22 protein-coding genes are annotated in these 24,748 nt (G+C 71.5%); 17 read left to right on the top strand and 5 right to left on the bottom strand.

The annotated features are described in order from the left end of the window. Nucleotides 1-65: 65 nt before the first annotated feature. The 3 genes from LUM46_RS23145 to LUM46_RS23135 form a co-directional block, all read right to left on the bottom strand. Nucleotides 66-1,277, bottom strand: a complete 1,212-nt coding sequence (locus LUM46_RS23145; protein ID WP_274997413.1) for a sugar phosphate isomerase/epimerase family protein — start codon at nt 1,275-1,277, stop codon at nt 66-68. Nucleotides 1,278-1,315: 38 nt separating this feature from the next. Further along, nucleotides 1,316-4,654 carry a 3-keto-alpha-glucoside-1,2-lyase-like domain-containing protein gene (locus LUM46_RS23140; protein ID WP_274997411.1) on the bottom strand — a complete coding sequence of 1,113 codons (3,339 nt, stop codon included), beginning with the start codon at nt 4,652-4,654 and terminating at the stop codon, nt 1,316-1,318. Nucleotides 4,655-4,859: 205 nt separating this feature from the next. Beyond that, a complete protein-coding gene (locus tag LUM46_RS23135) occupies nt 4,860-5,876 on the bottom strand; it encodes a LacI family DNA-binding transcriptional regulator (RefSeq protein WP_274997410.1) in 1,017 nt (338 codons plus the stop codon). A 138-nt stretch (nt 5,877-6,014) separates the two neighbouring features. Between LUM46_RS23135 and LUM46_RS23130 the strand changes: the two genes are divergently transcribed. The 8 genes from LUM46_RS23130 (at nt 6,015) to LUM46_RS23095 (ending at nt 13,467) form a co-directional block, all read left to right on the top strand. Beyond that, nucleotides 6,015-6,293 carry an adenine nucleotide alpha-hydrolase family protein gene (locus LUM46_RS23130; protein ID WP_274997408.1) on the top strand — a complete coding sequence of 93 codons (279 nt, stop codon included), beginning with the start codon at nt 6,015-6,017 and terminating at the stop codon, nt 6,291-6,293. 255 nt (nt 6,294-6,548) lie between these two features. Continuing rightward, entirely contained in the window at nt 6,549-7,430 is an 882-nt protein-coding gene (locus tag LUM46_RS23125; protein WP_274997407.1) for an ABC transporter permease, read from the top strand. 125 nt (nt 7,431-7,555) lie between these two features. Further along, entirely contained in the window at nt 7,556-8,542 is a 987-nt protein-coding gene (locus LUM46_RS23120; RefSeq protein WP_274997406.1) for an ABC transporter substrate-binding protein, read from the top strand. Next, on the top strand, nt 8,539-9,357 hold the full coding sequence (locus LUM46_RS23115) for an ABC transporter ATP-binding protein (protein ID WP_274997404.1): 819 nt from the start codon (nt 8,539-8,541) through the stop codon (nt 9,355-9,357). Before LUM46_RS23120 ends, LUM46_RS23115 begins: the two co-directional genes overlap by 4 nt. Then, on the top strand, nt 9,354-10,412 hold the full coding sequence (locus tag LUM46_RS23110; RefSeq protein ID WP_274997403.1) for a Gfo/Idh/MocA family protein: 1,059 nt from the start codon (nt 9,354-9,356) through the stop codon (nt 10,410-10,412). Before LUM46_RS23115 ends, LUM46_RS23110 begins: the two co-directional genes overlap by 4 nt. Nucleotides 10,413-10,461: 49 nt before the next feature. Next, nucleotides 10,462-11,058 (top strand): TetR/AcrR family transcriptional regulator, encoded by a 597-nt coding sequence (locus LUM46_RS23105; RefSeq protein WP_274997401.1) that lies wholly within the window; start codon nt 10,462-10,464, stop codon nt 11,056-11,058. A 183-nt stretch (nt 11,059-11,241) separates the two neighbouring features. Next, nucleotides 11,242-12,942, top strand: a complete 1,701-nt coding sequence (locus LUM46_RS23100; RefSeq protein ID WP_274997400.1) for a tannase/feruloyl esterase family alpha/beta hydrolase — start codon at nt 11,242-11,244, stop codon at nt 12,940-12,942. 69 nt (nt 12,943-13,011) lie between these two features. After that, on the top strand, nt 13,012-13,467 hold the full coding sequence (locus LUM46_RS23095; RefSeq protein ID WP_274997399.1) for a GNAT family N-acetyltransferase: 456 nt from the start codon (nt 13,012-13,014) through the stop codon (nt 13,465-13,467). On the opposite strand, the gene LUM46_RS23090 is transcribed toward LUM46_RS23095, so the two are convergent. Next, nucleotides 13,460-13,999, bottom strand: coding sequence for a response regulator transcription factor (locus LUM46_RS23090; protein WP_274997397.1), 540 nt, complete (start codon nt 13,997-13,999; stop codon nt 13,460-13,462). The two genes, LUM46_RS23095 and LUM46_RS23090, sit on opposite strands and share 8 nt — an antisense overlap. Here LUM46_RS23090 and LUM46_RS23085 point away from each other — a divergent pair. The 8 genes from LUM46_RS23085 (at nt 13,968) to LUM46_RS23050 (ending at nt 23,597) form a co-directional block, all read left to right on the top strand. After that, on the top strand, nt 13,968-14,783 hold the full coding sequence (locus LUM46_RS23085) for a carboxylesterase family protein (RefSeq protein WP_274997396.1): 816 nt from the start codon (nt 13,968-13,970) through the stop codon (nt 14,781-14,783). The genes LUM46_RS23090 and LUM46_RS23085 overlap by 32 nt on opposite strands. Before the next feature lie 33 nt (nt 14,784-14,816). After that, the gene (locus LUM46_RS23080; RefSeq protein ID WP_274997395.1) at nt 14,817-15,203 is read left to right on the top strand and encodes a globin family protein; all 387 of its coding nucleotides are present in this window, start codon (nt 14,817-14,819) and stop codon (nt 15,201-15,203) included. Nucleotides 15,204-15,427: 224 nt separating this feature from the next. Continuing rightward, entirely contained in the window at nt 15,428-16,699 is a 1,272-nt protein-coding gene (locus LUM46_RS23075; protein ID WP_274997394.1) for a hemolysin family protein, read from the top strand. A gap of 65 nt (nt 16,700-16,764) precedes the next feature. Further along, nucleotides 16,765-17,898: an ROK family transcriptional regulator gene (locus LUM46_RS23070; protein ID WP_274997393.1), complete on the top strand. Its 1,134-nt coding sequence runs from the start codon at nt 16,765-16,767 to the stop codon at nt 17,896-17,898. Nucleotides 17,899-18,043: 145 nt separating this feature from the next. Beyond that, nucleotides 18,044-19,360, top strand: a complete 1,317-nt coding sequence (locus LUM46_RS23065) for an ABC transporter substrate-binding protein (RefSeq protein ID WP_274997391.1) — start codon at nt 18,044-18,046, stop codon at nt 19,358-19,360. Nucleotides 19,361-19,364: 4 nt separating this feature from the next. Then, nucleotides 19,365-20,297, top strand: a complete 933-nt coding sequence (locus tag LUM46_RS23060) for a carbohydrate ABC transporter permease (RefSeq protein ID WP_274997390.1) — start codon at nt 19,365-19,367, stop codon at nt 20,295-20,297. Further along, nucleotides 20,294-21,226: a carbohydrate ABC transporter permease gene (locus LUM46_RS23055; protein WP_274997389.1), complete on the top strand. Its 933-nt coding sequence runs from the start codon at nt 20,294-20,296 to the stop codon at nt 21,224-21,226. Before LUM46_RS23060 ends, LUM46_RS23055 begins: the two co-directional genes overlap by 4 nt. Nucleotides 21,227-21,233: 7 nt before the next feature. Continuing rightward, complete coding sequence (locus tag LUM46_RS23050; protein WP_274997387.1) at nt 21,234-23,597, top strand: glycosyl hydrolase family 95 catalytic domain-containing protein; 2,364 nt, start codon at nt 21,234-21,236, stop codon at nt 23,595-23,597. 242 nt (nt 23,598-23,839) lie between these two features. Here LUM46_RS23050 and LUM46_RS23045 read toward each other — a convergent pair whose 3' ends face one another. Beyond that, nucleotides 23,840-24,181, bottom strand: a complete 342-nt coding sequence (locus LUM46_RS23045; RefSeq protein ID WP_274997386.1) for a nuclear transport factor 2 family protein — start codon at nt 24,179-24,181, stop codon at nt 23,840-23,842. A 300-nt stretch (nt 24,182-24,481) separates the two neighbouring features. On the opposite strand from LUM46_RS23045, the gene LUM46_RS23040 reads away from it, so the two are divergent. After that, on the top strand, nt 24,482-24,676 hold the full coding sequence (locus LUM46_RS23040; RefSeq protein WP_274997385.1) for a hypothetical protein: 195 nt from the start codon (nt 24,482-24,484) through the stop codon (nt 24,674-24,676). The last annotated feature ends 72 nt before the right edge of the window (nt 24,677-24,748 follow it).

The raw sequence follows: 24,748 nt of genomic DNA, 5'->3' as shown, positions 1-24,748 counted from the left end.
TTCGGGCAGCCGCGTCCGCGCCCCGCAGGAGACGGGGCGGCGAACGGGCTCGGAAGGGCAGTGGCTCAGTAGCGCAGCGCGGCGAGGTTGCCGATGCTGGTGCACGCGGAGGTCACGCCGTCCGGGGAGGGCTGGTCGTGCTCGGTGAAGCCGTAGCGGACGCCGGCGAGCGGTGCGGCGGCGAAGATCTCGGCGAAGTCGATGGTGCCCTCGCCGACGTCGGCGAAGGAGCCGTCCGCCGCCAGGTCCTTCAGGTGCAGCAGCTCGAACCGGCCCGGGTACCGCTGGAACAGGTCGGTGGCCGGGACGCCGACGCTGGCGGCCCAGTACACGTCGAGCTCCATGGTGACGAGCTCCGGGTCGGTCTCGCGGACCAGGACGTCGTAGCCCGTGACCCCGTCCTCGGCGGTCTCGAACTCCCACCCGTGGTTGTGGTACGCGACGGTGATGCCCTCGGCGCGGAGCCGCTCGCCCACCTCGTTGAGGAGCGAGGCCGTCCGCGAGTAGTCCGCGAGGGTCCACGAGGAGGACCCCGAGATGCGTACGTACCGCGCCCCGATCGCGTGCGCCTCGGAGATCACCAGGTCGAGGTCGTTCTGGAGGTTCGACAGGCTCACGCCGAGCGAGGGCACGGCCATCCCCACCTCCTCGGTGAGCGGCGCCAGCTCGGCGGCGGAGTAGCCGTAGAAGCTGCCGGCGCCGCCCGACGGCTCGATGTTCTGGAAGCCGCACGCGGCGAGCGCCGCGAGCGTCCCAGGAGCGTCGGTCGGCATGGTCGCGCGGACCGTGTAGCCCACCAGACCGATCGCGGACAGGTCGACCGACCGGGTGCCCGTGACGGGATGGGGCCGGCCCACCCGGGAGGCTGCGGCGGCATGGATGATGTCCCGGCGCTCGCCGCTGGTCAGGACCTGCTCGCGCACGAGGTCCCTGGTCACGGAGTCGACCGTCCGGACGAACCTGCCGTGCGTCGCGAACGGCGCGTCGGCCATGATCTCGTCCATGACGGTGCAGCCGTCACGGGTCTCGCGGTTCGGCACACCGGAGTCGACGTCTGCGCCGAACCAGACCGTGGCCTGGCTGGTGTAGCCGTAGGCGCACGCGCTGGTTCCGGCGGTCGCGCCGGTGTCGGCGGCCGCGCCCGTCCCGCCCGCCACGGATACGGCCAGGAGCGGCAGGGACAGCGCGGCGGCCGCGGCGGCGGCGAGCCATGGCCTCATGCCGCGGGCGGTGCTGCGGCCAGTGCTGCGGGTCGAGGCGCTGGTGGTGCGTTCCATCGGATGAACCTCTCCGTCGAGGGAGTCGGGGGACCAGATCAGTGGACGGTCAGGTCGACCGTCGTCGTGCTCCGCCGGTAGACCGTGTCGCCGAGGTATTCCACGGACACCGGGTGTACTCCCGCCTCCAGTCCTGACGTCGGGAGCGGGAGGCGGGCGGGGCCGCGGCCGAGCGTGGCCCTGACCGATGTGTCCCCGACGGTGACCCGGACGGTCCCCGTCGGCTGCGGGTGGCCCTGCGTACGGGGCACCTTCACCAGGGCCAGTGCCGCACTGCCCGCCGCGACCCTCGACGGGGCGAGCTGCGCGGAGACCTCCGACGTCAGGCCCTGCCGGGTGTTCTCCTGCTCGGGCAGGCGTTCGATCCAGACGTTGCGGAACCGCGGGTTCAGGCCGGGGTCCCCGTGGTCCTGGAGGCGGATGTGCCCGGGCGTCGGTTCTTCCGCCCGGCCGTTGCCGGTCTTGCCGTCGATCGGCACGTCGTCGTGCACGAGCTGCCCGTTCCACCAGAGGGAGAGACGTGCGTCCTCGGTCTTGTTCCCGCCGGCGTCGAACCGGGCGGCGCGGAACACGATGTCGTACGTCTGCCACGTGCCCATCGGGGTCGCCGCGTTCACGTCCGGGGCCTTCTTCAGGTAGATCGATCCGGCGTCGTTCGTCGCCGGGGGGTCGATGCCGAAGGACTCGAGCACCTGGACCTCGTAGCGCTCCTGGACGTAGACGCCGCTGTTGCCGCGCGACTGGCCCGTGACGTCGTCGGCGTGCTCCGGCTGGTACCACTCGGCGTGCATCCGGAAGTCGCCGAACTTCTCCTTCGTCCGGATGTCGCCGCCGAGGGACTCCATCGACCCGTCCTCGACGGGCCATGTCGCGGGCCCGCCGCTCACCTTCTCCCAGGCGTCGAGGTCGCCGCCGTCGAACAGCGGGATGCGGTCGGTAGGCGTGACGGTGAGGCTGTCGAGGTTGACGTGCCCCACGTCGTCGGCGTCGTACGCGTAGGCGATCGTGTTCGCGCCCTGCTCCAGCTCGACGGTCTCGACCTGGGTGGCCCAGCTCGACCAGCTCACGGTGCTGTCGAGCCAGACCTGCCGCTGCTTCTCACCGTTGACGTACAGGCTCATCGACCGTGGTGTCGGGCTGGGGTCGGAGTTCTGGCCGTTCGCGTAGCGCAGCGCCAGGTCGTGCGGGCCCGCCTCGTCGGTCTCGACCGCGAAGGTGGTGCGCGAGCCCGGCTCCCAGTTGCGGTCGACGAACCCGGCGCCCGAGTACCCGGCGTGGTTGGTGTTCCACCGTGCGCCGCCGGACAGGTCGGCGGCCTCGGCCTCGTAGACCGGCGGTGGGGCGGAGCCGTCGGGCAGGCGGTGGAGCGTGTACCAGGCCTCGGTGCTCCACAGCTCCTCGCCGCTCGCGGACGCGAACGGGCGCGGCGAGTGCACGTTGACCACGTGACCGGGCCGCAGCCCGTCGATCATGAGGGTGACCGTCCTGCGGTCGTCGGACAGCGTGGCGGACGTGACGTCGAGGTCCTCCTCGTCGATCTTGGGCCCGCCGTACTGCGGCGTCGACACGTAGCGCCACTGGGCGGTCTCGTACTTCTCCGCGAGGTCCTGCGCGGTCTCGTCCGACAGGGGCTGCGTGTACTCGATCTCGAACCCGCCGTCGACGGCGCGCATCTCGACCATGTCGAACGCGCGGCTCTCGTCGAAGGTGAGCTTCTGGAGGCCGTAGCCGAGCTTGCCCGCCTGGCCCCAGTTGCCCGACCAGCCGATCCCGCCGACGTAGACCGAGCCGTCCGGGCCCACGCTCGTCCTGCTGACGCCGGACTCCAGACCCTGTGTCATGCGGAAGACGGCGCCCTGCTCCTGGCCGGCGACCTCCTCCAGGTACACGCGCTGCAGGCCGCCGTAGGTCACGTCGCCGATCGCCATCTGCCCGGCGAACACGCCCTCGGTCAGGACGACGGGGTTGCTCGGCGAGTTCGAGATCTCGCCGTGCGGCATCCACACGACCGGCTCGGTCACCGGCTGGTCGTCGTAGGGGCCGTCCGGGTTCGTGTAGTGGTTGTAGAACGCACCCTCCTCGACGCGCACGAGCTTCGACGTCGGCACGTGCATGCCCTGGTTGTCGGTGACGTACATGCCGCCGTCGGCCCCGAAGCCGAGGCCGTTCGGGGTCCGCAGGCCGCCCGCGAGGTACTCGACCTCGCCGGTGTCCTCGTGGATCTTCATCACCGAGCCCCGGTTCTCGACGAGCTGCGGGTCCCGGGTGGCGCCGCCGGGGACCATCGCGATGCCCGTGGTGGCGTAGAAGTAGCCGTCCTCGTACAGCAGGCCGAACGCGAACTCGTGGTAGTTGCCGCCGAACGGCCAGGTCGCGACCTCGCGGTACTCGTCGGTGACCTCGTCGCCGTCGGTGTCGACGAGCTCGGTCAGCCGGTGCTTCTCGGAGACGTAGATGCTGCCGTCGACGACCGTCAGCCCCATCGGTTCCTGGAGCTCCTCGGCGATCCTCGTGTACGTCACCTCCTCGGCGCCGCTGTCACCCGTGACGTGGTCGACCAGGTACACCTCGCCGAGCACCGTCTCGCGGTCGCCGCCCCAGGTGGCGATGGCCATGCGGCCGTCGGGCAGCCAGTCCATGCCGGTGACCTGCGGCTCGAACCCGTCCGGGCGCAGGTTGGTCAGCGTGTAGTCGGGGTGCACCTCGGTGAGCGGCAGGCCGTCGCCCGGTGCCTCGGTGACTCCCTCGCAGGACTTGCGGCCCGGCGAGGTGACGCGCGTGACGTCGGCGTCGGTGCTCAGCACCGAGCCCGGCACCAGGGCGAAGTCCGCGGCGCCCGGCGGGCGCCACTCCAGCGTGAGCTGCTGGCCGAAGTCGCCGTCGAAGTGGTCGATGCGCAGGGAGTGGTACCCGGCCTCCAGCGCGGCCGACCCGTCCTTCGGGGTGGCTCCGTGCTTGCCCGGGTGGTCGACGACGAGGGTGTCGTCGAGCAGCAGCCGCGCGCCGTCGTCGCTGGTGATCCGGAAGTCGTAGGTGCCGGTGGAGGGGACGTCCAGGTAGCCGGTGACCTCGGTGACGAACCGGTCGGCGAGACCGAAGTCCTCGGCCGTGCGCCAGTCGATCGTCGGCATCAGCTTGTCGATGTTCGGGGTCTGGCCGGGCTTGAGGGTGCAGTAGTCGTCCAGCGGGACCTGGACGTCGAACACCCGGAGCGTGACACCCGGTTCCTGCGGTCGCGTGGGGTCGGCGGCCGCGTGCGCCAGGCCCTGGGTATCCGTCGTGCCCGGGGTGTCGGCCTGCGCCGACAGCACCGTGAGCGGCAGCACGAGCACGCCGAGCATCGCGGCGAGCGTGCGGTGGGTCGATCTGCGTTCCATGGGCCTGCCTCTCCGTTGAGACCTTGCCTGCGAGACCTTGCCTGTGTGGGGTTGTGCCCGGACGCCGGGGACGTGGGCACGCTCCGTCACTATGCGGGCCGGGGTGATGCCGGACAACGAGTTGCCACTTGTTGCCCCTGTGGGACGGCGGACGGCGTGCGTGCGCTCCGTCGTCCGCGACGGTCCGGCCTGTCGTCCGCGAACGTCAGGCGTGGCGTGCGGTCGAGCCCCGCTCGACGAGCTTCGCCGGGAGCAGGGCAGGCAGCGACAGACCGGGCGACGGGTTGCGCAGCTGGTTCAGGAGGCGCTGGACGGCGAACGCCCCGAAGTGGCGCAGGGGAGCGGCGACGGTCGTCAGCGGCGGGGTGCAGAAGTCGGAGCCGAAGATGTTGTCGAAGCCGATGACGCTCAGCTCACGGGGGATCTCGACGCCAAGCCGGGTGAGCCCGCGCATCGCGCCGATCGCGAGGAGGTCGTTGTAGGCGACGGTCGCGGTCGCGGAGTGCGTGGTCAGCGCCTGGGCGGCCGAGAGCCCGCCGGCGAGCGTCGGTGCGAACGGGCCGAGGCGCCGCGCCTTCAGGCCGAGCTCCTGGGTCGTCCTGCGGAAGGCGCGCCAGCGCATGCCGTCGGCCCAGGACGCCTCGGGGCCGGCCAGGTACGTGATCCGGACGTGCCCGAGGCCCGCCAGGTGCTCGACGGCGCGCCGCATCCCCTCGGCGTTGTCGGTGATGACGCTCGCGACGTCCGTGACGACACGGTTCATCACGACCGTCGGGCGCTGCTTGGCCACGGCCCGGATCGCCGAGTCCGAGAGCCGGGAGGTGGCGAGGACGACCCCCTCCACCAGGGGCAGCGTCCGTTCCAGGGCCTGGCGCTCCGCCTCGCCCGACTCGTGCGCGTCCACCACGAGCAGCGTGTATCCGGAGTCGATGGCGGTCTTCTCGGCGCTGCGGATGATCTCGAAGAAGAACGGGTTCGTCAGGTCGGCCACGACGATCGCCAGCAGCGCCGTCCTGCCGTCCGGCAGGCCGCGGGCGATGGGGTTCATCCGGTAGCCGAGCTCGTGGGCGACGTGGCGGATGCGTTCCGCCGTCTCGGCATTGACCCGTCCGGGCCTGGAGAACGCCCGGGAGACCGTCGAGGGCGCGACGCCGGCAGCCTTGGCGACGTCGTAGATGGTCGGTCTGGTGCGAGAGTTCCCGGTTTCGCCAGTTTCGCCCATGCGCGGGGAGCGTACGGCGAGTGCCGGCCGGCGGCAACCATGTGCCGTGGTCCGGACCCGGCGCGGCACGTCCTTACCTGCCCGGCAAGAGGTGGCAACACCTTGACTGCCCTGGTGCGGCGCCTCTCGAATGACTGCATGACCCTGCCTACCGACCCGCTCGACGCACCAGCCGACCCCGTGGCCGACGAGGTGGTCCAGGTCGAGGCAGCGGAGAGCGAGCTCCGACGCCTCGGGCTCGAGGAGATCCGCGTGCGGCACCACGGCGATCTGGCCCGCCTCGAGGCGCCGCACCACGACCTCACGAGCCTGGCGGCGGAGCCCCTGCGCGGGGAGGTCCTTCGTGCCGTGCGCTCGGCGGGCTTCCGCTCGGTCGCCGTCGACCTCGACGCGGCCACGGAACCGCACGACGGCTGACCGGAGCGGCGATGGCAACCGCACGCCGCCGGGTGCGCGCGACGGCGGGGCAACAAGTGGCAACTCGTTGTCCGGCCCGGGCGCGGCTCCTAGTGTCCCTGGTGACGTGCAGCTCCGCTGGCCAGGGCTGCTGACCTGCTCTACCGACCGGCGCACCGGACGACGACGTCCGGTGCGCCCTGACCCGCTGTCCCACGGACGTCGACGTCGACCCGTGGGACGAAACGGAAAGAGCGAACTATGGAGGAACACGCCATGGTGACCACCCAGGAGACACGCGCCACGCCGCCGTCGTCGCACCGGTCCCGGCCGGCATCGCCGGCTTCGGCTGACGAGCCGTCGCTCGGCAGCCGCGCGCTGACGTTGCTGTCGGAGTCGTGGCGCCCGGTCGCGGTGCTGCTCGCCCTGTTCGTGGCGTGGTGGTTCGTGGCCTGGCGAGAACTGGTCCCCGCCTACCTGGTGCCCTCGCCGGGCGCGGTCGCGGAGACGATGGTCGCCGACTGGGCGATACTGCTCGAGCACACGTGGGTGACCACCCTGGAGACGATCGTCGGGTTCGTGCTCGCGGCCGTGATCGGCGTGGCGACGGCGGTGCTCCTCGTCTACTCCAGGACGGCGGAGAAGTCTCTCTACCCGCTCATCCTCTTCGCCCAGGTCATCCCCAAGATCGCGATCGCACCGATCCTCGTGGTCTGGTTCGGGTTCGGGATGACGCCGAAGATCGTCCTGGCCGTGCTCATCGCCTTCTTCCCGGTCGTGATCTCCGCCGTCGCAGGGCTGCGCTCCGTCGACCCCGAGCTGCTGGAGATGTCCGCGACCATGGGCGCCTCCCGGTGGAAGACGTTCCGCAAGATCCGCTTCCCCGGCGCGCTCCCGCAGCTCATGTCCGGCCTGAAGGTCGCGGTCACCCTGGCGGTCGTGGGCGCCGTCGTCGGCGAGTTCGTGGGCGCCGACCGTGGGCTCGGGTACGTGCTGCTGCTCGCCAGCGGCAACCTCGACGCGCCGCTGCTGTTCGCCGACCTGATCCTCATGTCACTCATCGGCGTGGTCCTCTTCGTCCTGGTCGAGGTGCTCGAACGCCTCCTCATCCCGTGGCACGCCTCGCGGCGCGGGAACGTCGCCCTCGCGGCGCTGTGACCCGCAGGACCGACAGGCCCCTCCGGGCCGACAGGCACGACTCCCGCGTCCTCCCCGTCCGAGACGGTGGAACGAGCAGAAGGGCTCTACCCATGCGTGGTGGCACGTTCGGAAAGTCGCTGGCAGTGACCGGCGTCGCAGTGTTCATGGTCTCGGCCTGCGGGCAGACCGGCGGGGACTCCCCGGGCGGTTCGGACGGCGGCCTGAGAGAGGTCACCGTGACCCTCAACTGGGTCCCGTACGGCGAGCACGCGCCGTTCTACCACGGCGTGGAGCAGGGGATCTTCGAGGACGCGGGCATCGACCTCACGATCCAGCCGGGCAACGGCTCCGGCAACACCGTCCAGCAGGTGGCGCAGCGCAACACCGACTTCGGGTGGGCGGACACACCGCCCCTGGCGAACGGGATCAGCTCGGGCATGCCCGTGCGCAGCGTCGGCGTCTTCCTGCAGACCGGCCCCAGCTCGGTCGAGTTCTTCGACGACCAGGGCATCACCGAGCCCGCCGACCTCGTGGGCAAGACGGTCGGCGGCACCCCCGGCGACGCCATGTACGGCACGTTCCCGGCGTGGCTCGAGCTCAACGGCGTGGACCCCGCGGACGTGACGGTGGTCAACGTCGACGCCGCGGGCAAGATCGCGGCGCTGATCGAGGGCAAGGTCGACGCGATCCAGGGCTTCCATCACGACCAGGCGCCCACCATCGAGAACCAGACCGGCAAGGAGGTGTCCGCGCTGCCGTTCTCGGACTTCGGCATGAACCTGCTCGGCACGGGCCTGGTGGCGAACGAGGCGACGATCGAGAGCGACCCGGAGCTCGTCCAGGCGATGGTGCGGGCGACGTCGGAGTCGTTCCTCGCCGCGTCGGAGGATCCCGAGGCCGCCGTCGCCGCCATGGCGGCGGGCGCGGAGCAGGCGCCGGACGAGAGCGTGCTGGCGGCGCAGCTCGAGGCGACGATCGAGCTCCTCGACCTCGAGACCGCCCCCGCACCCGGCGTCAACTCCGAGGAGCAGTGGACCGACACACTGACCTTCCTGTCCGAGAACACGGACTTCGAGGGCCCGGCGACGCCGGACACGTACTGGGACGCGACCTTCGGGGAGGACCTGTGACCGCCACGACCGACGCCGCAGCGGCTGCCCGGGCCGACGGCACCGAGCCGATCATCGAGGTCTCGCACCTCACCAAGCGCTTCACGTCGAAGCGCTCGGAGACCGTCGCGCTCGACGACGTGTCGCTCACGGTGCGCCCCGGCGAGTTCGTCACCATCGCGGGGCCCTCCGGCTGCGGCAAGTCGACGCTGCTGAAGATCGTCGCGGGACTGACCCGCATCACCGAGGGCGACGTCCACCTCTACGGGGAGCGGGTCACCACGCCGCAGCGCGAGATCGGGTTCGCGTTCCAGCGCTCGGCCCTGCTCGAGTGGCGGGGCGTGCGCAAGAACATCCTGCTCCAGGCCGAGATGCGCGGGATGGACCGGCGGCGCGCGGAGGAGCGCGCCGACCATCTCATCGCGCTGACCGGGCTCACCGGGTTCGAGAAGGCGCTCCCGCACGAGCTGTCCGGCGGCATGCAGCAGCGGGTCGCGCTGTGCCGCGCGCTCCTGCACGAGCCGCGGGTGCTCCTTATGGACGAGCCGTTCGGGGCGCTCGACGCGCTCACCCGCGAGCAGATGAACATCGAGATGAACCGGATCTGGCGGGAGACCGGGACGACGGTCGTGCTCGTCACGCACTCCGTGCCCGAGGCGGTGTACCTGGGCAGCCGGATCGTCGTCATGAGCCCGCGCCCCGGCCGGATCATCGAGATGCTCGAACCGGGGCTGCCGGACCGTCGCGAGTACGGCGCGACGCTCGCCGACCCCCGCTTCACCGCGGCGGCCGAGCGCCTGCGCGACCTGCTCGGCGCGAGCCACGTGGCCGAGTGACCGACCCCGTGAGCACGCACGGCTTCGGCGTGGGCATCGTCGGGATGGGTGGCATCGGCATCATGCACGCCCGGGCGCTCCGCGAGCTCGAGGGCCGGGCCCGGCTGGTCGCGTTCAGCGGCAGGGGGCCCGCGACCGCGCCGGGCCCCGCGGCCCGGCCCGCGGAGCGCCTGGAGCCGCACGACGTCATCGCCCACCCCGACGTCGACGTCGTGGCGATCTGCACCCCGAGCGGCACGCACGCGGCGCTGGCGCTCGCGGCTCTGGAGGCGGGGCGCCACGTCGTCGTCGAGAAGCCGCTCGCACTGGAGGTCGACGACGCGCTGCGCGTCGCGCGTTCCGCCCGCGAGCGTGGGCTGATGGTCTCGGTGATCTCCCAGCGGCGTCTGGAGGCCGAGCACGTCGCGCTCAAGAAGGCCCTCAACGACGGAGCGCTGGGCGAGCTGCGGCTCGCGATGACGAACGTCCACTGGTTCCGCGACGACGACTACTACCGCGCGGCGGGCTGGCGCTCCACGCAGGCGCAGGGCGGCGGTTCGCTCATGAACCAGGGCGTGCACAACGTCGACCTGCTGCGCTGGCTGTGCGGCCCGGTCGAGTCGGTGACGGCCCAGTCCGCGACGCTCGCTCACCCGATCGACGCCGAGGACACGACGGTGGCGACGCTCCGGTTCGTGTCCGGTGCGCTGGGCGTGGTCACCACCACGACCGCGACGCCGCCCGGGTTCCCGGCGACGATCTCGCTGTTCGGCTCCCGGGGCTCGGTCGAGCTCGGCCAGGGCGAGGTGCGGCGGTGGGACGTCCCGGGGGTGCCGCCACCGGAAGCAGGCGGCATCACCAGCGGCGCGGCCGACCCGCTCGCGATCGGGCACGCGGGACACCTGGCCCAGTGGACGCAGATCGTCTCGGCCCTGGAGACGTCTGCCCTGGAGACGTCTCCGCTGGTTCCCGTCGGGATCGACGAGGCCGTGGAGACGGTCCGGCTGCTCGACGCGATCTCCCGGGCCGCGGCGGCCACGCGTTCGACTTCGATCGTCGATCCAGAGATCATGTAGCTGACTCCGGCGAGCCAGTCAGGGCTGCCGCCGACAGCGATGGAGAGCAATGGACACATCGCGCCAGTCGACCAGCCTGTGGGACCGGTCGAGGCAGGCCGCCGTGGCGGAGATCGTCGACACCGCACTGGCGCTGTTCGCCGAGCACGGCTACGAAGCGGTGACCGTCGCCCAGGTCGCCCAGCAAGCCGGTGTGTCACAGCGTTCCCTCTTTCGCTACTTCGGCACCAAGGAGGATCTGGTCTGCGGCGACCAGGACGGCCTCGGGCAACTGCTGGTCAGCACCGTCAAGGCCCAGCCTGCTGAGATGTCGACCTGGGACGCGCTGCTCGCCGGGTTCGCCGCCATCTCGTCGGCGAACCACACGCCGGAACGGGTGCTGGAGATCACCACGCTGATCTTCGACAACCCGCCGTTGCGGTCGCGGTACTACGAGAAGCGACTGAGGTGGCAGGCAGCACTGGTGCCCGTCGTCGAGGCCCGGATGGGCGTCGAGTCAGGTCCAGTGCCCGATGTGCGTGCGGTGGGCATCATCGCCACGGTGTTCGCGTGCGTCGACGCCGCGTCGGAGCTCTGGGTGCGCCAGGGCGGCACGGTGGACCCGTTCGGCCTGTGCGAAGAGATGCTCGCGGCCGTCCGCCGCTGACAGGCTGTTCCACCCGCGCCTCGAGGCCACCCGCAGGTGAGCGATTGCTTGACCGTCATGTCCGACCTGGCATAGCCTGCCAGGTAGTCAGACTCTGCCAATCCCGCGTGTGCGACCGGTGGTCGTCACCGAGCGGAGGCGGCCGAGGACCGGTGGTCGACCACGGCTGAACAGGACGCACGCATGCCCGTCTCTCTTCGACGCAACAGGCTGACGCTCTCCTCGGTCGTGGTGCTCCTCGTCACGGCACTCGCGATGTCGGTGACCACCGCCTACGGCTCCGGTCGCCCACGAGATGCGGCCGCCGGGACGTCGTGCTCCGACCTGGCCGGCGTCGAGATCGCAGCGAGCGCGATCGGCCTGCCCACCCGCGGTGCCTCCGTGTCCTCGGCGCGCGCCGCGCGCGCTGGTGGCTCCGGGGACCAGGCGTACGGCAGGCACTGTCTGGTCTCCGGGATCATCAGGCCGGTTGATCCGACCGCGCCGGACATCACCTTTCAGCTGGCGCTTCCGAAGAGATGGAACGGCAAGGCCGTGATGCTGGGCGGTGCCGGCCTGAACGGCGTCGTCCCTCCGCTCACGAATGCGTCCAACCTCTGGGGCTCCCAGAAGCAGCCACTTCCGCTCAGCCGGGGCTACGCGGTCTTCGCGAGCGACTCCGGGCACCAGAACGAGGAGGGAGAGCACCCCGCCGCCTTCGGCTCCAACGACGAGGCTCTCAAGAACTACGCCGGCGATGCTCTGAAGAAGACCCGTGATGTCGCGGTGCGGCTGGTCAGGTCCCACTACGGCCGTGCGCCCGGCACGTCCTACTTCATCGGCTACTCGAAGGGCGGCGGCGAGGCGCTGGCCGTGGCCCAGCGCTGGCCGGCCGACTGGGACGGCGTGGTCGCGGGCGCGGCGGGCTGGAATGTCACCGCGGTGGCGCTCGGCGGGCTCGCCGCGGCTCAGGCGGTGGCCACTCCCGGGGCCTGGCTGAACGAGGCCGAGCGACACACGCTGTACACCGGCGTGCTGGCAGCGTGTGACGCGCTCGACGGCGCGGAGGACGGCGTGATCAGCAACACCCGCGCCTGCGAAGCTCGTCTCGACCCAGCCACCCTGAGGTGTCCGCACGGAGGGGACACGAGCGACGCCTGCTTGTCCGACGTCCAGCTCGCCGCCCTGAAGCGGATCAACGATCCGACCTCCTTGTCCTACGTGATCGGCACGGGCGAGTCGAGTCTCCCCGGCTATCCGGTCTACCTCGCCGACCACGGTGGGGGCGTTCCCGATGCTGTGCACAAGGAGCTGCTGACCCAGGTCGGCGTGTACGGCTCGACGCCCCCCGCTTTCCCGCTGACGCCGCAGATGTCCTCGGGGGCGTCACTCGCCGACGGGGTGGTCCGCCACATGGTCGTCGGGGATCCGGAGTTCAACACCCTGACGATGGACGTGACGAGCGGAAGTGGCATGGCTTCCTACCTCGAGGCCCATTCGGCACTCTTCTCGAACACCACCGACCTGTCTCCTTTCCTGAACGGTGGAGGAAAGCTTCTCCTCTGGACGGGGAGCGCCGAGCCCGCGGCCAGGACGAGCAGGCACTACTACTCCCGCATGCAGGCGGCGATGGGCCCCTCGCGCGTGGACTCGTTCGTCCGGTACTACGAGATCCCCGGTGCCCAGCACGGACCGTCGTCCGTCTTCCAGCCGGAGTGGGATCAGCTGGCCGTGATCGAGAACTGGGTGGAGCAGGGAGCTGATCCGGCGAACGACGTCGTCCTGACCGATGACGCCGGCGTTCCCGGCCGGACCAGACCGCTGTGCCTGTTTCCCAGCTGGCCGAAGTACAACGGATCCGGCGACGTCGACCACGCGAGCTCGTTCACCTGTGTCTCACAGTGACGTCTCACGGTGGGAGCGTAGTGTCCGGGTTCCTCAGCACACCTTCCTCAGCACACCGATCGGAGCATCATGGCTGTGACCATTGCAGAAGAGGCGTGGGACGGCGCGGACGGCGTCCGCCTGCGCGACGACATGCGGTCGGAGCTGGCCGCCCGCTACAACATCCCTGACCAGGAGGTCGAGGCGCCCACCGCCGAGACGGTGAGTACGTTCCTGGTCGCCCGCGACCCGGACGGGGTGGCGATCGGCTGTGGCGCCCTGCGGGTCCTGGACGACGGCACCGGGGAGGTCAAGCGGATGTACGTGAGCCCGCACGCCCGCGGGACCGGGGCGGCGACCGGCATCCTGCGCGCGCTGGAGGACCACGCCCGGCGGCTCGGGGTCGAGACCCTGGTGCTCTCGACCGGTACGGAGCAGCCCGACGCCATCCGGTTCTACGCGCGCGAGGGCTATCACCGCACCGACGGCTACGGGCCCTACGTCGGTGAGCCGATGGCCAGGTGCTTCGCCCTCGACCTCACGTAGTGCCCTCCACGACGTCTCGGAGCTGCGACCGTGCCGTGACGCCCAGGCGGGGAAAGCTGCGGTACAGATGAGAGCCCACGGTGCGCGGGGAGATGAAGAGCCGCTCGCCGATCTCGCGGTTGGTGAGACCGCGGGCGGCGAGCCTGATGATCTGCTGCTGCTGCGGCGACAGGTCGGCGAGAGCATCGCCGGCCGACGTGCCGACGTCGACGCCTGCGGCACGCGATTCCGTGCGTGCTCGCTCGATCCACGGCGCGGCGCCCAGGCGTCGGAAGGTCTCCAGTGCTTCGGCGAGCGGCGCCCTGGCCTCGTAGATCGCGTGCCGCTCGGACTCTCGTCCTGAGTAGAACTGCGCCACGGCGGCGTCCGCGAGGATGTCCAGCGCGCTGTCGGGCTGTGTCGTCGCGAACGGGGCGGCCGCCCGCATCAGCCGGGCGAACGCGGTGGTGTGGCGGGCGGTGAGCACCGTGAGCCGGCTCACCTGGACGGTGGCGGCGGCGATGAGCGAGGCATCCTCGGTCCGGGCGCGCACCGCCTGCGCCAGGTGCTCCACCCAGGCGAGATCGCCGGTCAGCACGGCGCTCCTGGCCGCCTCGGCGAGCAGCCGGCTGCTGCGGACCGAGACCCACTACGACCCGCTCATCGGGCTGAGCCCGTTCAGCCTGGTCCTCGACGAGCAGCCTGCCGTGTCGGTCGCCTCGGGCGCTTCTGCGGACGTGGACCTGCTCGTCGGGACCACCACGGAGGAAGGGCACCTCTACCTGGTCCCGGTCGACGCGTTCGCCGCCTCGGACGCGGCGGACGTCACGCGAGCCGCGACCGCGCCCCACCCGAGCCCGCTGGACCTCGTCGAGACCTATCGCGCCTCCAGGCCGCGGGCGACCTCCGGTGAGCTGCGGTCCGCGATCATGGGTGACGCCCTGTTCGGCGCCGGCAGCTGGGCGCTCGCCGAGGCGCACGCCTCCCGTGCGCCGTCGTCCACGTTCGCCTACGAGTTCGCGTGGCGTTCCGAGGCGCTCGACGGACAGCTGGGCGCCACGCACGCGGTCGAGCTGCCCTTCGTCTTCGACACGACCGGCCTGCCGGTCCTGAACGGGCCGAACGCGCTGCTCGGCCCCCGGCGGCCCCCGACCGGGCTCGCCACGCGGATGCACGAGGCCTGGGTGCGGTTCGCCCGCACCGGTGACCCGGGGTGGGCCCGGTACGACGACCGGCGCCGGTCCACCATGCACATCGACGCCGAGTGGGCCGAGGTGGAGGACCCGCGCAGCGAGGAACGACAGGCCTGGTCCGCCGACCGCCGTCCGTGGGGGTGATGTCGTCGCCGTCCGTGGCAGTAGCGTGAACCCATGACGGATGAGGCAGGCGGAAGCCGGACCATCTACGACGCGATGGGCGGGATGCCCGCCGTCATGGCGCTCGCGGACGGCCCGCCCGCGTACACCGGGGGAGGGTCGCCCATGGGCGACCACACGGGTGTCGTCCGGGCCCACTCCGGGAACGGGCCGCACGACGAGATGGACGCGCGTGCCGTCGGCTGCTTCGTCCTGGCGATGGACGAGGCAGGGCTGCCCGACGACGAACGGCTGCGTGCCGCCCTCACCGACTGGTTCGTGTGGGCGACGGAGCACGTGAACCGCGACCACCAGACGCCCGATGCCGTCCCGGCAGACCTGCCGATGCCGTACTGGAGCTGGGACGGTCCTCAGTCGATCGGTGCGGGGCTGCGCGGGTAGCGGGCGTGTCCGGTCTCGTGCGCTCCGAGTTCACCGTTCTTATCACGGATGCAAGCGCTTCAATCCGTTATAGCGTCGCGGCACGGTCGATCGAGGTGGGCCGGCCGTCGGCCGGCGGGGCCCGGCTTGACACACGAGTCCTCGGATCATGTACTCGTCGCCATGGATGACGCACACAGTCCCCGCGCCCACCGCCCGATCCGGATGTGGGAGGTGGGCGTCTGATGGACCAGGACACGTGGGTCAACATCGCGCTCGTGCTGCTGTTCATCCTGATCGGTGGCGTCTTCGCCGGCACGGAGCTCGCCCTGGTCTCGCTGCGCGGGAGCCAGATCAGCCGCCTGGAGGCCAGGGGCGGGCGCGGCGCCCGGGTGGCCGCGGTCGCCAGGGACCCCAACCGGTTCCTCGCCGCCGTCCAGATCGGCGTGACGGTCGCGGGGTTCTTCTCCGCGGCCTACGGTGCGTCGACGCTGGCCCCGGACTTCGCACCCGTCCTCGCGGCCACCGGGATGCCCGACGACATCGCGCAGACCCTCTCGCTGATCATGCTGACGCTGGTCATCGCCTACCTCTCGCTCGTGCTCGGTGAGCTGGTCCCCAAGCGGTTCGCGCTCCAGCGCTCCCAGAGCGTCGCGCTGGCCGTCGGGCCTCCGCTGGACCGGTTCGCGACCTTGATGCGCCCGGTGGTGTGGCTGCTGTCGGTGTCCACCAACGCGGTGGTGCGCCTGCTCGGCGGAGACCCGCGGGCCACTTCCGAGGAGATGTCCGAGGACGAGCTGCGGGACGTCGTGGTGGCCCACGAAGGGCTGCCCGAGGAGGAGCGCCGCATCTTGCGCGACGTCTTCGATGCCGCCGACCGGTCGGTCAGCGAGGTGATGCGCCCCCGCGGCGAGGTGACCTTCGTCGACGGCGACCTGCCGGTGTCCGAGGTGCTCGAGCTCGTCCAGGCCAGCCCGTACTCGCGCTACCCGGTCACCGGCACGGACTTCGACGACGTGATCGGCGTCCTGCACGTCCGGGACCTGTTCGGGGTCTCGGGCACCACGCCGGTGCGCGAGCTGACGCGCACCATGCTCTACCTGCCGACCACCACGCACCTGATCCCTGCGCTGTCACAGATGCGCCGGGAACGGCGCCACCTGGCCGTGGTGGTCGACGAGTACGGCGGCACCTACGGGATCGTCACGCTCGAGGACCTCGTGGAGGAGATGGTCGGTGACATCCGCGACGAGCACGACATGCTCGAGGTCGCGCAACCGCTGTCCGCCGACGGGACCAGGTCCGTGGAAGCCGGCATCACCATCGAAGAGTTCGCCGAGCAGACCGGGGTCGCGCTGGCCGACGGTCCGTACGAGACCGTGGCGGGCTACGTCGTCAGCCGCCTGGGTCGGATCGCCGAGGTCGGGGACACCGTCCCTGTCGACGGGCTCGACCTGGTCGTCGCCGCGGTGCAGGGTCGGCGTCTGACCCGGCTGGACCTGATCCGGCGCAGCTGACGCTCCACGACGCCCGCGTCCCGGCCGGACTGCTCGTGCCCCGCGGGCGGCCCTAGGCTCACGGCATGATCGAGTCGCGTACCCCGTGGGCCTGGCCGCCACTGACGTCGGCGCAGCGCACGGTCCTGCTCGACGTCCTCGTCAACGGTCCGAGGTCGCGCTCCCAGCTCACCCGCCGTACCGGGCTGTCGCGTGCGACGCTCTCGCGCCTGACCCGCGACCTCACCGCGGCCGGCCTGCTCGAGGAGGCCGGTCCGGCCGTGGCCAGCGGGCCCGGCCGACCCTCCGACGTCGTCGCGCTGCGGTCCGACGGCGCGCACTTCGTCGGGATGAAGCTCACGGGCGCGGCCCTGTATGTGGCCGTGACCGATCTGCAGGCCCGGGTGCTCACCACCGAGGAGGTCCCGCTCGGGTCGCGCGAGATCGATGACGTGGTCGCCACGATGGCAGCGGCGGTCGAGCGCGCCCGTGCGGCGTTCCCCCGGGTGTCGGCGGTGGGTGTGTGCCTGGCCGGCGACGTCCAGGTCGTGGACCGGTCGGCCTGGGTGATCGGGTCCGACTTCCTCGGCTGGGACCGGGTACCGCTGGAGGCGGCCGTGGTGGCCGCCACCGGCCTGCCCACGGCGATCAGCAACGACGTGCAGGCGCTCACCGTCGCCCACTACTGGTTCGGTGCCGGGCGGGGGACCGGGTCGCTGGCCGTGTTCGGGGTCGGTGCCGGTATCGGCGCGGGCCTCGTCGTCGACGGTCGGCTCGTGCGGGGGGCGCACGGCCGCACGGGCAAGGTGAGCCACCTGATCGTGACCGGCGACGGTCCGCGCTGCTACCGGGGCCACGTGGGGTGTGCCTCCGCCTACGTCACCGTCCCGGCGATGCTCGCCAACGCCGGGGCCGCCACCTTCGACGACGTGGTCGCTGCGGCGCGGGCGGGCGAGACTGCGGCGGACGAGGCGCTGCGGGCCGCCGGCACGGCACTGGGTGTGCTGGTCGCCAACCTCGTCAACCTGGTCGACCCGGACAAGGTGATCGTCACGGGCGAGGCGAGGATCGTCGGTGAGTACGCACGTGCCGAGCTCGACGAGGCACTGGGCCGGATGCTCGACCCTTCGGCGATCGCCCCGCCCGTCGACGTCCACCCGTTCGCGTTCACGGACTATGCCTGGGGCGCCGCCATCACGGCTGTCCGGCACCTCGTCTGAGCGCCGTGCCGGTGGCGTGAGCCAGCGGGCGAATCAGAGCAGTCATCCTACCTTTGTATTGACAGTATGTTGCGCGGTGCGACAAACTCCGGACGATGGCCGACGAGGGCCACCCCGACGGAAGGACGATCTTGTGGATGCAAAGGTGCTCTCGAGACACCGTGTGCGGCGGTGGACCGCGCTCCTCACCACCGGGTTTGTTGCCATTGCGGGCCTCACGGCCTGCAGCTCCGGGGGCGGTGGCGAGACGGCGGCAGGCGGTGCGCCGGCTGAGGGGCCGGTCGAGATCGACTTCTGGGGCTGGGTGCCGGGCCTGGAGGATCTGGTGGAGACCTGGAACACGGAGAATCCCGACATTCAGGTGTCCTTTCATCGGATGACTGGAGACGACGGGCAGAAGGTCGAAGCGGCGGTCGACGCCGGCACCGGGCCCGACCTCGTCCAGCTCAGCACGCACGACCTGCCGGACTACGTGATCAACGGACGCGTGCAGGACATCACCGAGCACGTCGCCGAGCACGAGTCCAACTACACGGCGCAGTCCTGGGCGTCGGTGTCGTTCGACGGCCGGGTGTACGGGGTCCCGCAGGGGATCGGGCCGAGCGGGATGATGTACCGCACCGACATCCTGGAGGAGCACGGCATCCCCGTCCCCACGACCTGGGACGAGTACCTCGAGGCGGCGCGCGCCCTCCAGGCCGCGGACCCCGACGTCTACATCGCGAACCTCTCGCCGGGGGAGATCGGCCAGTGGGTGCAGGAGGTCCAGCAGGCCGAGGGCAGCTGGTACGGCATCGACGGCGACGCGTGGACCGTCGGGGTCAACGACGAGGCCAGCATGCTGGTCGCCGAACGGTGGCAGACGCTGCTCGACGAGGGCCTCGTGACCACCGAGCTCATGTGGACGCCGGAGTACTGGGCCCGCGTGAACGCCGGTGACATCGCCACCATCAGCTACGCCGCCTGGTTCCCCACGGCGCTGGCCGAGAACGCCGCTGACACGTCCGGCCGGTGGCGTGTGGCAGCCATGCCGACGAACGCGGGCTCGGACAACCAGGGCGACTCCGGCGGAGCGGCCGTGGTCGTGCTCGACGGCGCAGAGAGCGCGGCGGCGGCCGCGGAGTTCGCGTCCTGGCTGAACGGCTCGGACGAGACCCAGGAGGCGCTCATCACCGAGGGCGGCCTGTTCCCGTCGACGGTCAACGGGCTGGACTCGCCGGCGCTGGTGGAGGAGCAGGAGTTCTTCGGCGGCCAGGCCATCAACGAGGTGTTCATCGAGTCGGCCGGCAACACCCCTGCGACGTGGACCGAGGGGCCCAACTGGGGCACGGCGCAGACCGCGGTGCTGGACGAGTTCGCCGAGGTGGTCGGTGGGTCGCAGACCTTCGCCGAGGCACTGGACAACGCCCAGGCCGCCACCGTGGACGACCTCGAGGCGCGCGGCCTCACCGTGAACGAGTGACCTGATGGCTGTACAGACACCGCCGTCCGCCGTCCGCCGCCGTGTGCTCGGCGGCGGACGGTGGATTCCCTACGCGTTCGTCACTCCGTTCGTCCTGGTCTTCCTGACGTTCATGCTGGCGCCGATCGTGATCGCGCTCGTCAACGGCCTGTACTCCAGCCAGAGCTCGGGGCTGGGCTTCGGCGGTGCGGAGACGGTGTTCGTCGGCCTGCGCAACTACACGCGCGCTCTCGCCGACGCCGACTTCCTGGTCAGCTTCGGGCGGGTCGCGCTCTACGGGCTGGTCCAGGTGCCCGTGATGATGGTGATCGCCGCGGTGATGGCGCTCCTGTTCGACTCCGCGCTGGTCCGTGCCCGCCGCTTCTTCCAGTTCGCGGTGTTCCTGCCCTACGCGGTGCCCGGTGTCATCGCGGCGCTCCTGTGGGGCTTCTTCTATCAGCCGTCGGTCAGCCCGCTCGTGCAGGGCCTGCGGGCGATCGGCATCGACGCCGACCTGCTCGCCCCCGGGACGGTGCTGTGGTCCGTGGCCAACGTCAGCATCTGGTCGAACGCCGGGATCAACATGATCATCCTCTTCTCCGCGCTGCAGTCGCTCCCGCGGGACACCTTCGAGGCCGCCCGGCTGGACGGCGCGGGGGAGCTGCGGATCGCACTGAACCTCAAGCTGCCCATGATCGCGCCGGCGGTGCTCCTCACGACCCTGTCGACGGTGATCGGCACGCTGCAGCTCTTCAACGAGCCGCAGGTCCTGCAGTCCATCACCCCCAACATCTCCAGCGACTGGACGCCCAACATGGCCATCTACGCCGTCTCGACGCTCGGACGCGACCCCCATCTCGGCTCCGCCATGGCCGTGATCCTCGGCCTGGTGACGCTCGTGGTGTCCCTGGTGCTCGTCCGGTTCACCAACTCGTCCTCGCGAGGAGGCGCACGATGACCGCGGCGCTGCAGGACCGCCCTCCTGCCGGTACGACGCCGCCGGTGCGGTCGCGCCGGGTCTCCCGGACGGTCGTGTCCGGCGGCGAGCGCGTCAGTCGCGGGTGGATGGTCGCCGCCACCGCCGTCGTCGCTCTCGCCTCGCTGTACTTCCTGGCGCCGGTCCTGTGGCTCGTCATCGCCTCGACCAAGTCCGCGTCGGATCTGTTCAGCACGCCAGGGTTCGCCCTGGCCGACTGGCACCTGTGGGAGAACGTACGCGACCTGTCGACGTACGACGGCGGGATCTTCTGGCGCTGGGCACTGAACTCGGTCGTCTACTCGGTGATCGGGTCGGTCCTGACCACGCTGCTGTGCGCGGCGACCGGGTACGCGCTCGCCGTCTACCGGTTCCGTGGTCGTGCGCTGCTGATCGGGATCGTCCTGGGCAGCCTGCTCGTTCCGGGCACGGTCCTCGCCCAGCCGACCTACGTGCTGCTGGTGAACCTCGGCCTCAACAACACGTACTGGGGTCTCCTGCTGCCCGGCCTGTCGTACCCGTTCGGCGTACTGCTGGCCTGGATCTTCGCGCAGAACGCCATCCCGACCGAGCTGCTCGAGGCCGCCCGCCTGGACGGGTCGGGGGAGTTCCGGACCTTTGCCGGCATCGGCCTGCGGCTGATGTCGAGCGGGTTGGTGACGATCCTGCTGTTCGCGTTCCTCGGCAGCTGGAACAACTACCTGCTGCCCCTCCTCGTGCTCACGGACGCTGAGCTCATGCCGCTGACGGTGGGCCTGACCGGGTGGAACCAGGCGTCCATCACCATCCCGAGCCTGCAGATCCTCACCGTGGTGGGGTCACTGGTCTCGGTGGTCCCGATCGCCATCGTGTTCCTGGCTCTGCAGCGCTTCTGGCGCGCCGGCCTGAGCGCGGGCAGCGTGCGTGGGTGACGACGCGATGACGACACTCGAATACCCGGGTCCGGCGGCGGAGTGGCTGCACGCGCTGCCGCTCGGCAACGGACGGCTGGGCGCGATGTGCTGGGGCGGCTCGGCGGCGCGCATCGACCTCAACCACGAGGGCGTGTGGTCCGGACCGCCCGACGGCGACGCGGAGTCACCCGGCGGCACCGACCGGGAAGCGCGGCAGCTCCTGGCCCGAGCGCGCGACGCGGCGACGTCGGGGCGCGGGCACGAGGCCACCGAGCCGCTGCAGGCGCTCCAGGCGCCGTACGCCCAGGCGTTCCTGCCCCTCGGCACGCTGGAGGTCGTGTCACCCGACGGCGGTCCGGGCCGCCGCTCGCTCGACCTGCGCACCGGGACCCACACCTGGACCCACGCCGGGAGCCGGATGGGAGGGCGGGCGCGCACGGTGGTCTCCGCCGTCGACGACGTGCTGCTGCACGTGGTCGACCGCGCGTCGCCGGAGCCGGTCGAGGTGCGCCTCACCTCGCCGCTGCACGAGCTGCACCGGGAGCTCCGCCCGGAGGGGATCGAGGTCTGGCTCCGCGCGCCCTCCGACGTCGCGCCCGGTCACGAGCCCGACTTCCCCGCCGCGACCTGGGGCCCCGGCGCGGTCGAGGCGTGCGTCGTCGTCGGCTGGCGCCGGCACGGCGACCGGTGGGTGCTCGCGCTCGCCGTCGAGACGACGTACGACGGGCCGGGCTCCGCGCCCCGCGGTGCGGCCGGGGAGCTGGCCGACCGGGCCCGCACCCGGGTCGGGCGGGTGCTCGCCGAGGACCCCGCGGAAGTGCTGCGCCGGCACGAGGCCGAGCACACGGGCCTGTTCGACCGGTGCGGCGTCAAGGTGGGAGAACCTGGCCCGGACGCCCGGGACGGCCGGGGCGACGTCGGCGACCGGGGCGACGTCGGCGGCCGGGAACCGGCTCGGACGCTCGAGGAGCGCCTCGCCAGCGCGCGCACCGCCCCGGGGCGGGTCCTGGAGGCCGACCCCGGACTGGCCGGCGCCCTGCTGGACCACGCCCGCTACCTGCTCATGTCGTCCTCGCGGGGCTGCCGGCTGCCCGCGACCCTGCAGGGCCTGTGGAACCTCGACATGCAACCGCCCTGGAGCTCCAGCTACACGCTCAACATCAACACCGAGATGAACTACTGGCCCGCCGAGGTGCTCGGGCTGCCCGAGACGGTCCAGCCGCTGGAGGACCTGGTGGTGGCGCTCGCGTCCAGCGGCCGGGCCACCGCGCGCCGGCTGGGCGCCGAGGGCTGGGCGGCGCACCACAACAGCGACGCCTGGGCCTTCGCCTCGTCCGTCGGTGCGGGCCACGGCGACCCGGCCTGGGCGTTCTGGCCGATGGGTGGCCTGTGGCTCGTCCGGCACCTGGTCGAGCGCGTCCGCTTCGGCTCGGTCGACGACGACCACGTGCGCGACGTCGTGTGGCCGGTGCTGCGCGACGCCGCGGAGTTCGCCCTCTCGTGGCTCGTGCGCCTGCCGGACGGTTCGTGGGGCACCGCACCGTCCACCTCCCCGGAGAACACGTTCGTCGACGCGCAGGGCCGCGCCGTCGCCGTGAGCTGGTCGAGCGCCATGGACCGGGCCCTGGTGCGCGACGTGCTGCGCTCCGTCGTCGAGCTCGCGCCGCGGGTCGGCGCGGACGCGGCCGATCTCGCCGGCCGTGCCGCCGTCGTGCTCCCGAACCTGCCCGGCGTCCTGGTGGCGACGGACGGCAGGGTCCAGGAGTGGGGCCAGGAGGAGCCCGAGAGCGATCCCCACCACCGGCACGTGAGCCACCTCTACCCCCTCTTCCCCGGTGACGAGGCGCTGACGGCGACCGAGGAGGCCGCGATGGCCGCGTCCCTGGAGCGGCGCGGCGACGACTCGTCCGGCTGGTCGCTGGCGTGGAAGGTCGCGCTCTGGGCGCGCCTGCACCGCCCCGACCGCGTCTCCGACCTGCTCGACCTCGTGTTCCGCGACGCGACCGGCGTGCGCGGGCAGTGGGCCGGTGGCCTGTACCGCAACCTGTTCGCGGCGCACCCGCCGTTCCAGATCGACGGCAACCTCGGGTACGCGGCGGCGCTCGCCGAGTGCCTGCTGCAGAGCCACCGTGGGTACGTCGAGCTCCTCCCGGCCCTGCCGACCGAGCTCGCGTCGGGCTCCGCCCACGGTCTGGTCGCGCGGCCAGGTCTCGTCGTGGACCTCGACTGGGCCGACGGCGACCTCGTGCGGGCCGTGGTGCGGCCCCGTTCCCTGGCGCCGGAGGCGGTCGAAGGCCGGACGGTGGTGCTGCGCTGGAGGGGCCGCGAGGTGCGGCGCCGGCTGACCAGCGATCCGGTCGTGGTGGGGCCGCCGGACTTCGCGGCGTGACGTGACCCGCTACGTGAGCGGCGCCGCGGCGCGGACCACGACGCGTTCTTCACCTCGACGAGCTGCCGGGAGCTCGTGCGCCCGGACGAAGCACGATCTCACCGACCTCGCGTACGGCCAAGGGCGAGGCTGCCCGGTGAGGTTCCGGGCGGGTGGCGCTGCCCGAGCGAGCAGTGGACCCGGGACTAGAAGTGCGGGTCTAGCTCTCCGTCGCCGAGGAGCACGCCGCCGGACGCCGGCTCTCAGTCGGTGACGTAGCTGATCGTCTGTGCAGTGATCTGACCTTGGCCGACGACGAACGAGTCGACGCCCCGCAGCTCTTCGCCGTCAGGCCCGGTTCCCGACCAGCGCAGCAGCCCATAGGCGTCGCCCACGATCAGGTCGTCGTACCGGTACTTGCCCTCGGGCAGGTAGGTCCGAAGCACATCCGCAAGAAGCCGCACCCCGCCGTGGCCGCGGTGGACGCCCTCACCCCACGAGAGCAGCACCACCTCGTGCGCATAGTTCCGGCGCAGGTCACTCTCCAGGTCGAGAGCACGCCGGCATTCCAGATGGTCTTCCAGTACCTCGCGGGTCGAGCGCAATCTTGGCTCCTCACGTCTGCGGCCTAGGTACGATCACGGTAGGAGGGGTGCCGGTCACTCGCACCCAAAACGGCGATCAGGCTGCCCGCGGCCCGGGCGAGGTGGTGATGGCGCACAGGGGCTGCGTGCATCGGTGTGGTGAGAAGCCCGTAGACGCAGCTGTTGCGCTGCGGTAACACGTGGCCCACCGGCCCTCTGCCAGGTCCGTTGCGCGTGCATGCGAGCGGCCCGGTCCCGTGGCACGGTGCAGAGGAGGTCAGTGGTCCAGTACCGACCACGTTCACCGGACAGGAGACGACGATGACCGATCAGCCTGGATACGACCCTGCTGAGGACCCCGACGCGGACCCGGACCAGCTCAACCCGCGCACGGGAGCGGCCGCGGGCATGGGCGACACCGCTGCCACGCAGACCGTCGGTGACGAGCCTGATGCGGACGCCGACCCGGAGTCCTTGAACCCGAGGACAGGCGACCACGCCCATCCCGAGGAGTGAGGCCGCGGTGCATTCCTCCTGCCGGCTGACCAGGACCACGCGGCCGTGAAGGCCGATGGTCGGGTCCCCCCT

The organism is Promicromonospora iranensis (genome assembly GCF_028994805.1).
GTDB lineage: Bacteria > Actinomycetota > Actinomycetes > Actinomycetales > Cellulomonadaceae > Promicromonospora > Promicromonospora iranensis.
The sequence above is the reverse complement of the archived record's forward strand: the minus strand, read 5'-3'. Positions and strand labels throughout refer to the sequence as shown.

Bases quoted from the DNA above. Each gene is read 5' to 3' on its own strand.
- LUM46_RS23145 (WP_274997413.1), bottom strand. From the start codon at position 1,277: ATGGAACGCACCACCAGCGCCTCGACCCGCAGCACTGGCCGCAGCACC.
- LUM46_RS23140 (WP_274997411.1), bottom strand. From the start codon at position 4,654: ATGGAACGCAGATCGACCCACCGCACGCTCGCCGCGATGCTCGGCGTG.
- LUM46_RS23135 (WP_274997410.1), bottom strand. From the start codon at position 5,876: ATGGGCGAAACTGGCGAAACCGGGAACTCTCGCACCAGACCGACCATC.
- LUM46_RS23130 (WP_274997408.1), top strand. From the start codon at position 6,015: ATGACCCTGCCTACCGACCCGCTCGACGCACCAGCCGACCCCGTGGCC.
- LUM46_RS23125 (WP_274997407.1), top strand. From the start codon at position 6,549: ATGGTGACCACCCAGGAGACACGCGCCACGCCGCCGTCGTCGCACCGG.
- LUM46_RS23105 (WP_274997401.1), top strand. From the start codon at position 10,462: ATGGACACATCGCGCCAGTCGACCAGCCTGTGGGACCGGTCGAGGCAG.
- LUM46_RS23100 (WP_274997400.1), top strand. From the start codon at position 11,242: ATGCCCGTCTCTCTTCGACGCAACAGGCTGACGCTCTCCTCGGTCGTG.
- LUM46_RS23095 (WP_274997399.1), top strand. From the start codon at position 13,012: ATGGCTGTGACCATTGCAGAAGAGGCGTGGGACGGCGCGGACGGCGTC.
- LUM46_RS23085 (WP_274997396.1), top strand. From the start codon at position 13,968: ATGAGCGAGGCATCCTCGGTCCGGGCGCGCACCGCCTGCGCCAGGTGC.
- LUM46_RS23080 (WP_274997395.1), top strand. From the start codon at position 14,817: ATGACGGATGAGGCAGGCGGAAGCCGGACCATCTACGACGCGATGGGC.
- LUM46_RS23075 (WP_274997394.1), top strand. From the start codon at position 15,428: ATGGACCAGGACACGTGGGTCAACATCGCGCTCGTGCTGCTGTTCATC.
- LUM46_RS23070 (WP_274997393.1), top strand. From the start codon at position 16,765: ATGATCGAGTCGCGTACCCCGTGGGCCTGGCCGCCACTGACGTCGGCG.
- LUM46_RS23060 (WP_274997390.1), top strand. From the start codon at position 19,365: ATGGCTGTACAGACACCGCCGTCCGCCGTCCGCCGCCGTGTGCTCGGC.
- LUM46_RS23055 (WP_274997389.1), top strand. From the start codon at position 20,294: ATGACCGCGGCGCTGCAGGACCGCCCTCCTGCCGGTACGACGCCGCCG.
- LUM46_RS23050 (WP_274997387.1), top strand. From the start codon at position 21,234: ATGACGACACTCGAATACCCGGGTCCGGCGGCGGAGTGGCTGCACGCG.
- LUM46_RS23040 (WP_274997385.1), top strand. From the start codon at position 24,482: ATGACCGATCAGCCTGGATACGACCCTGCTGAGGACCCCGACGCGGAC.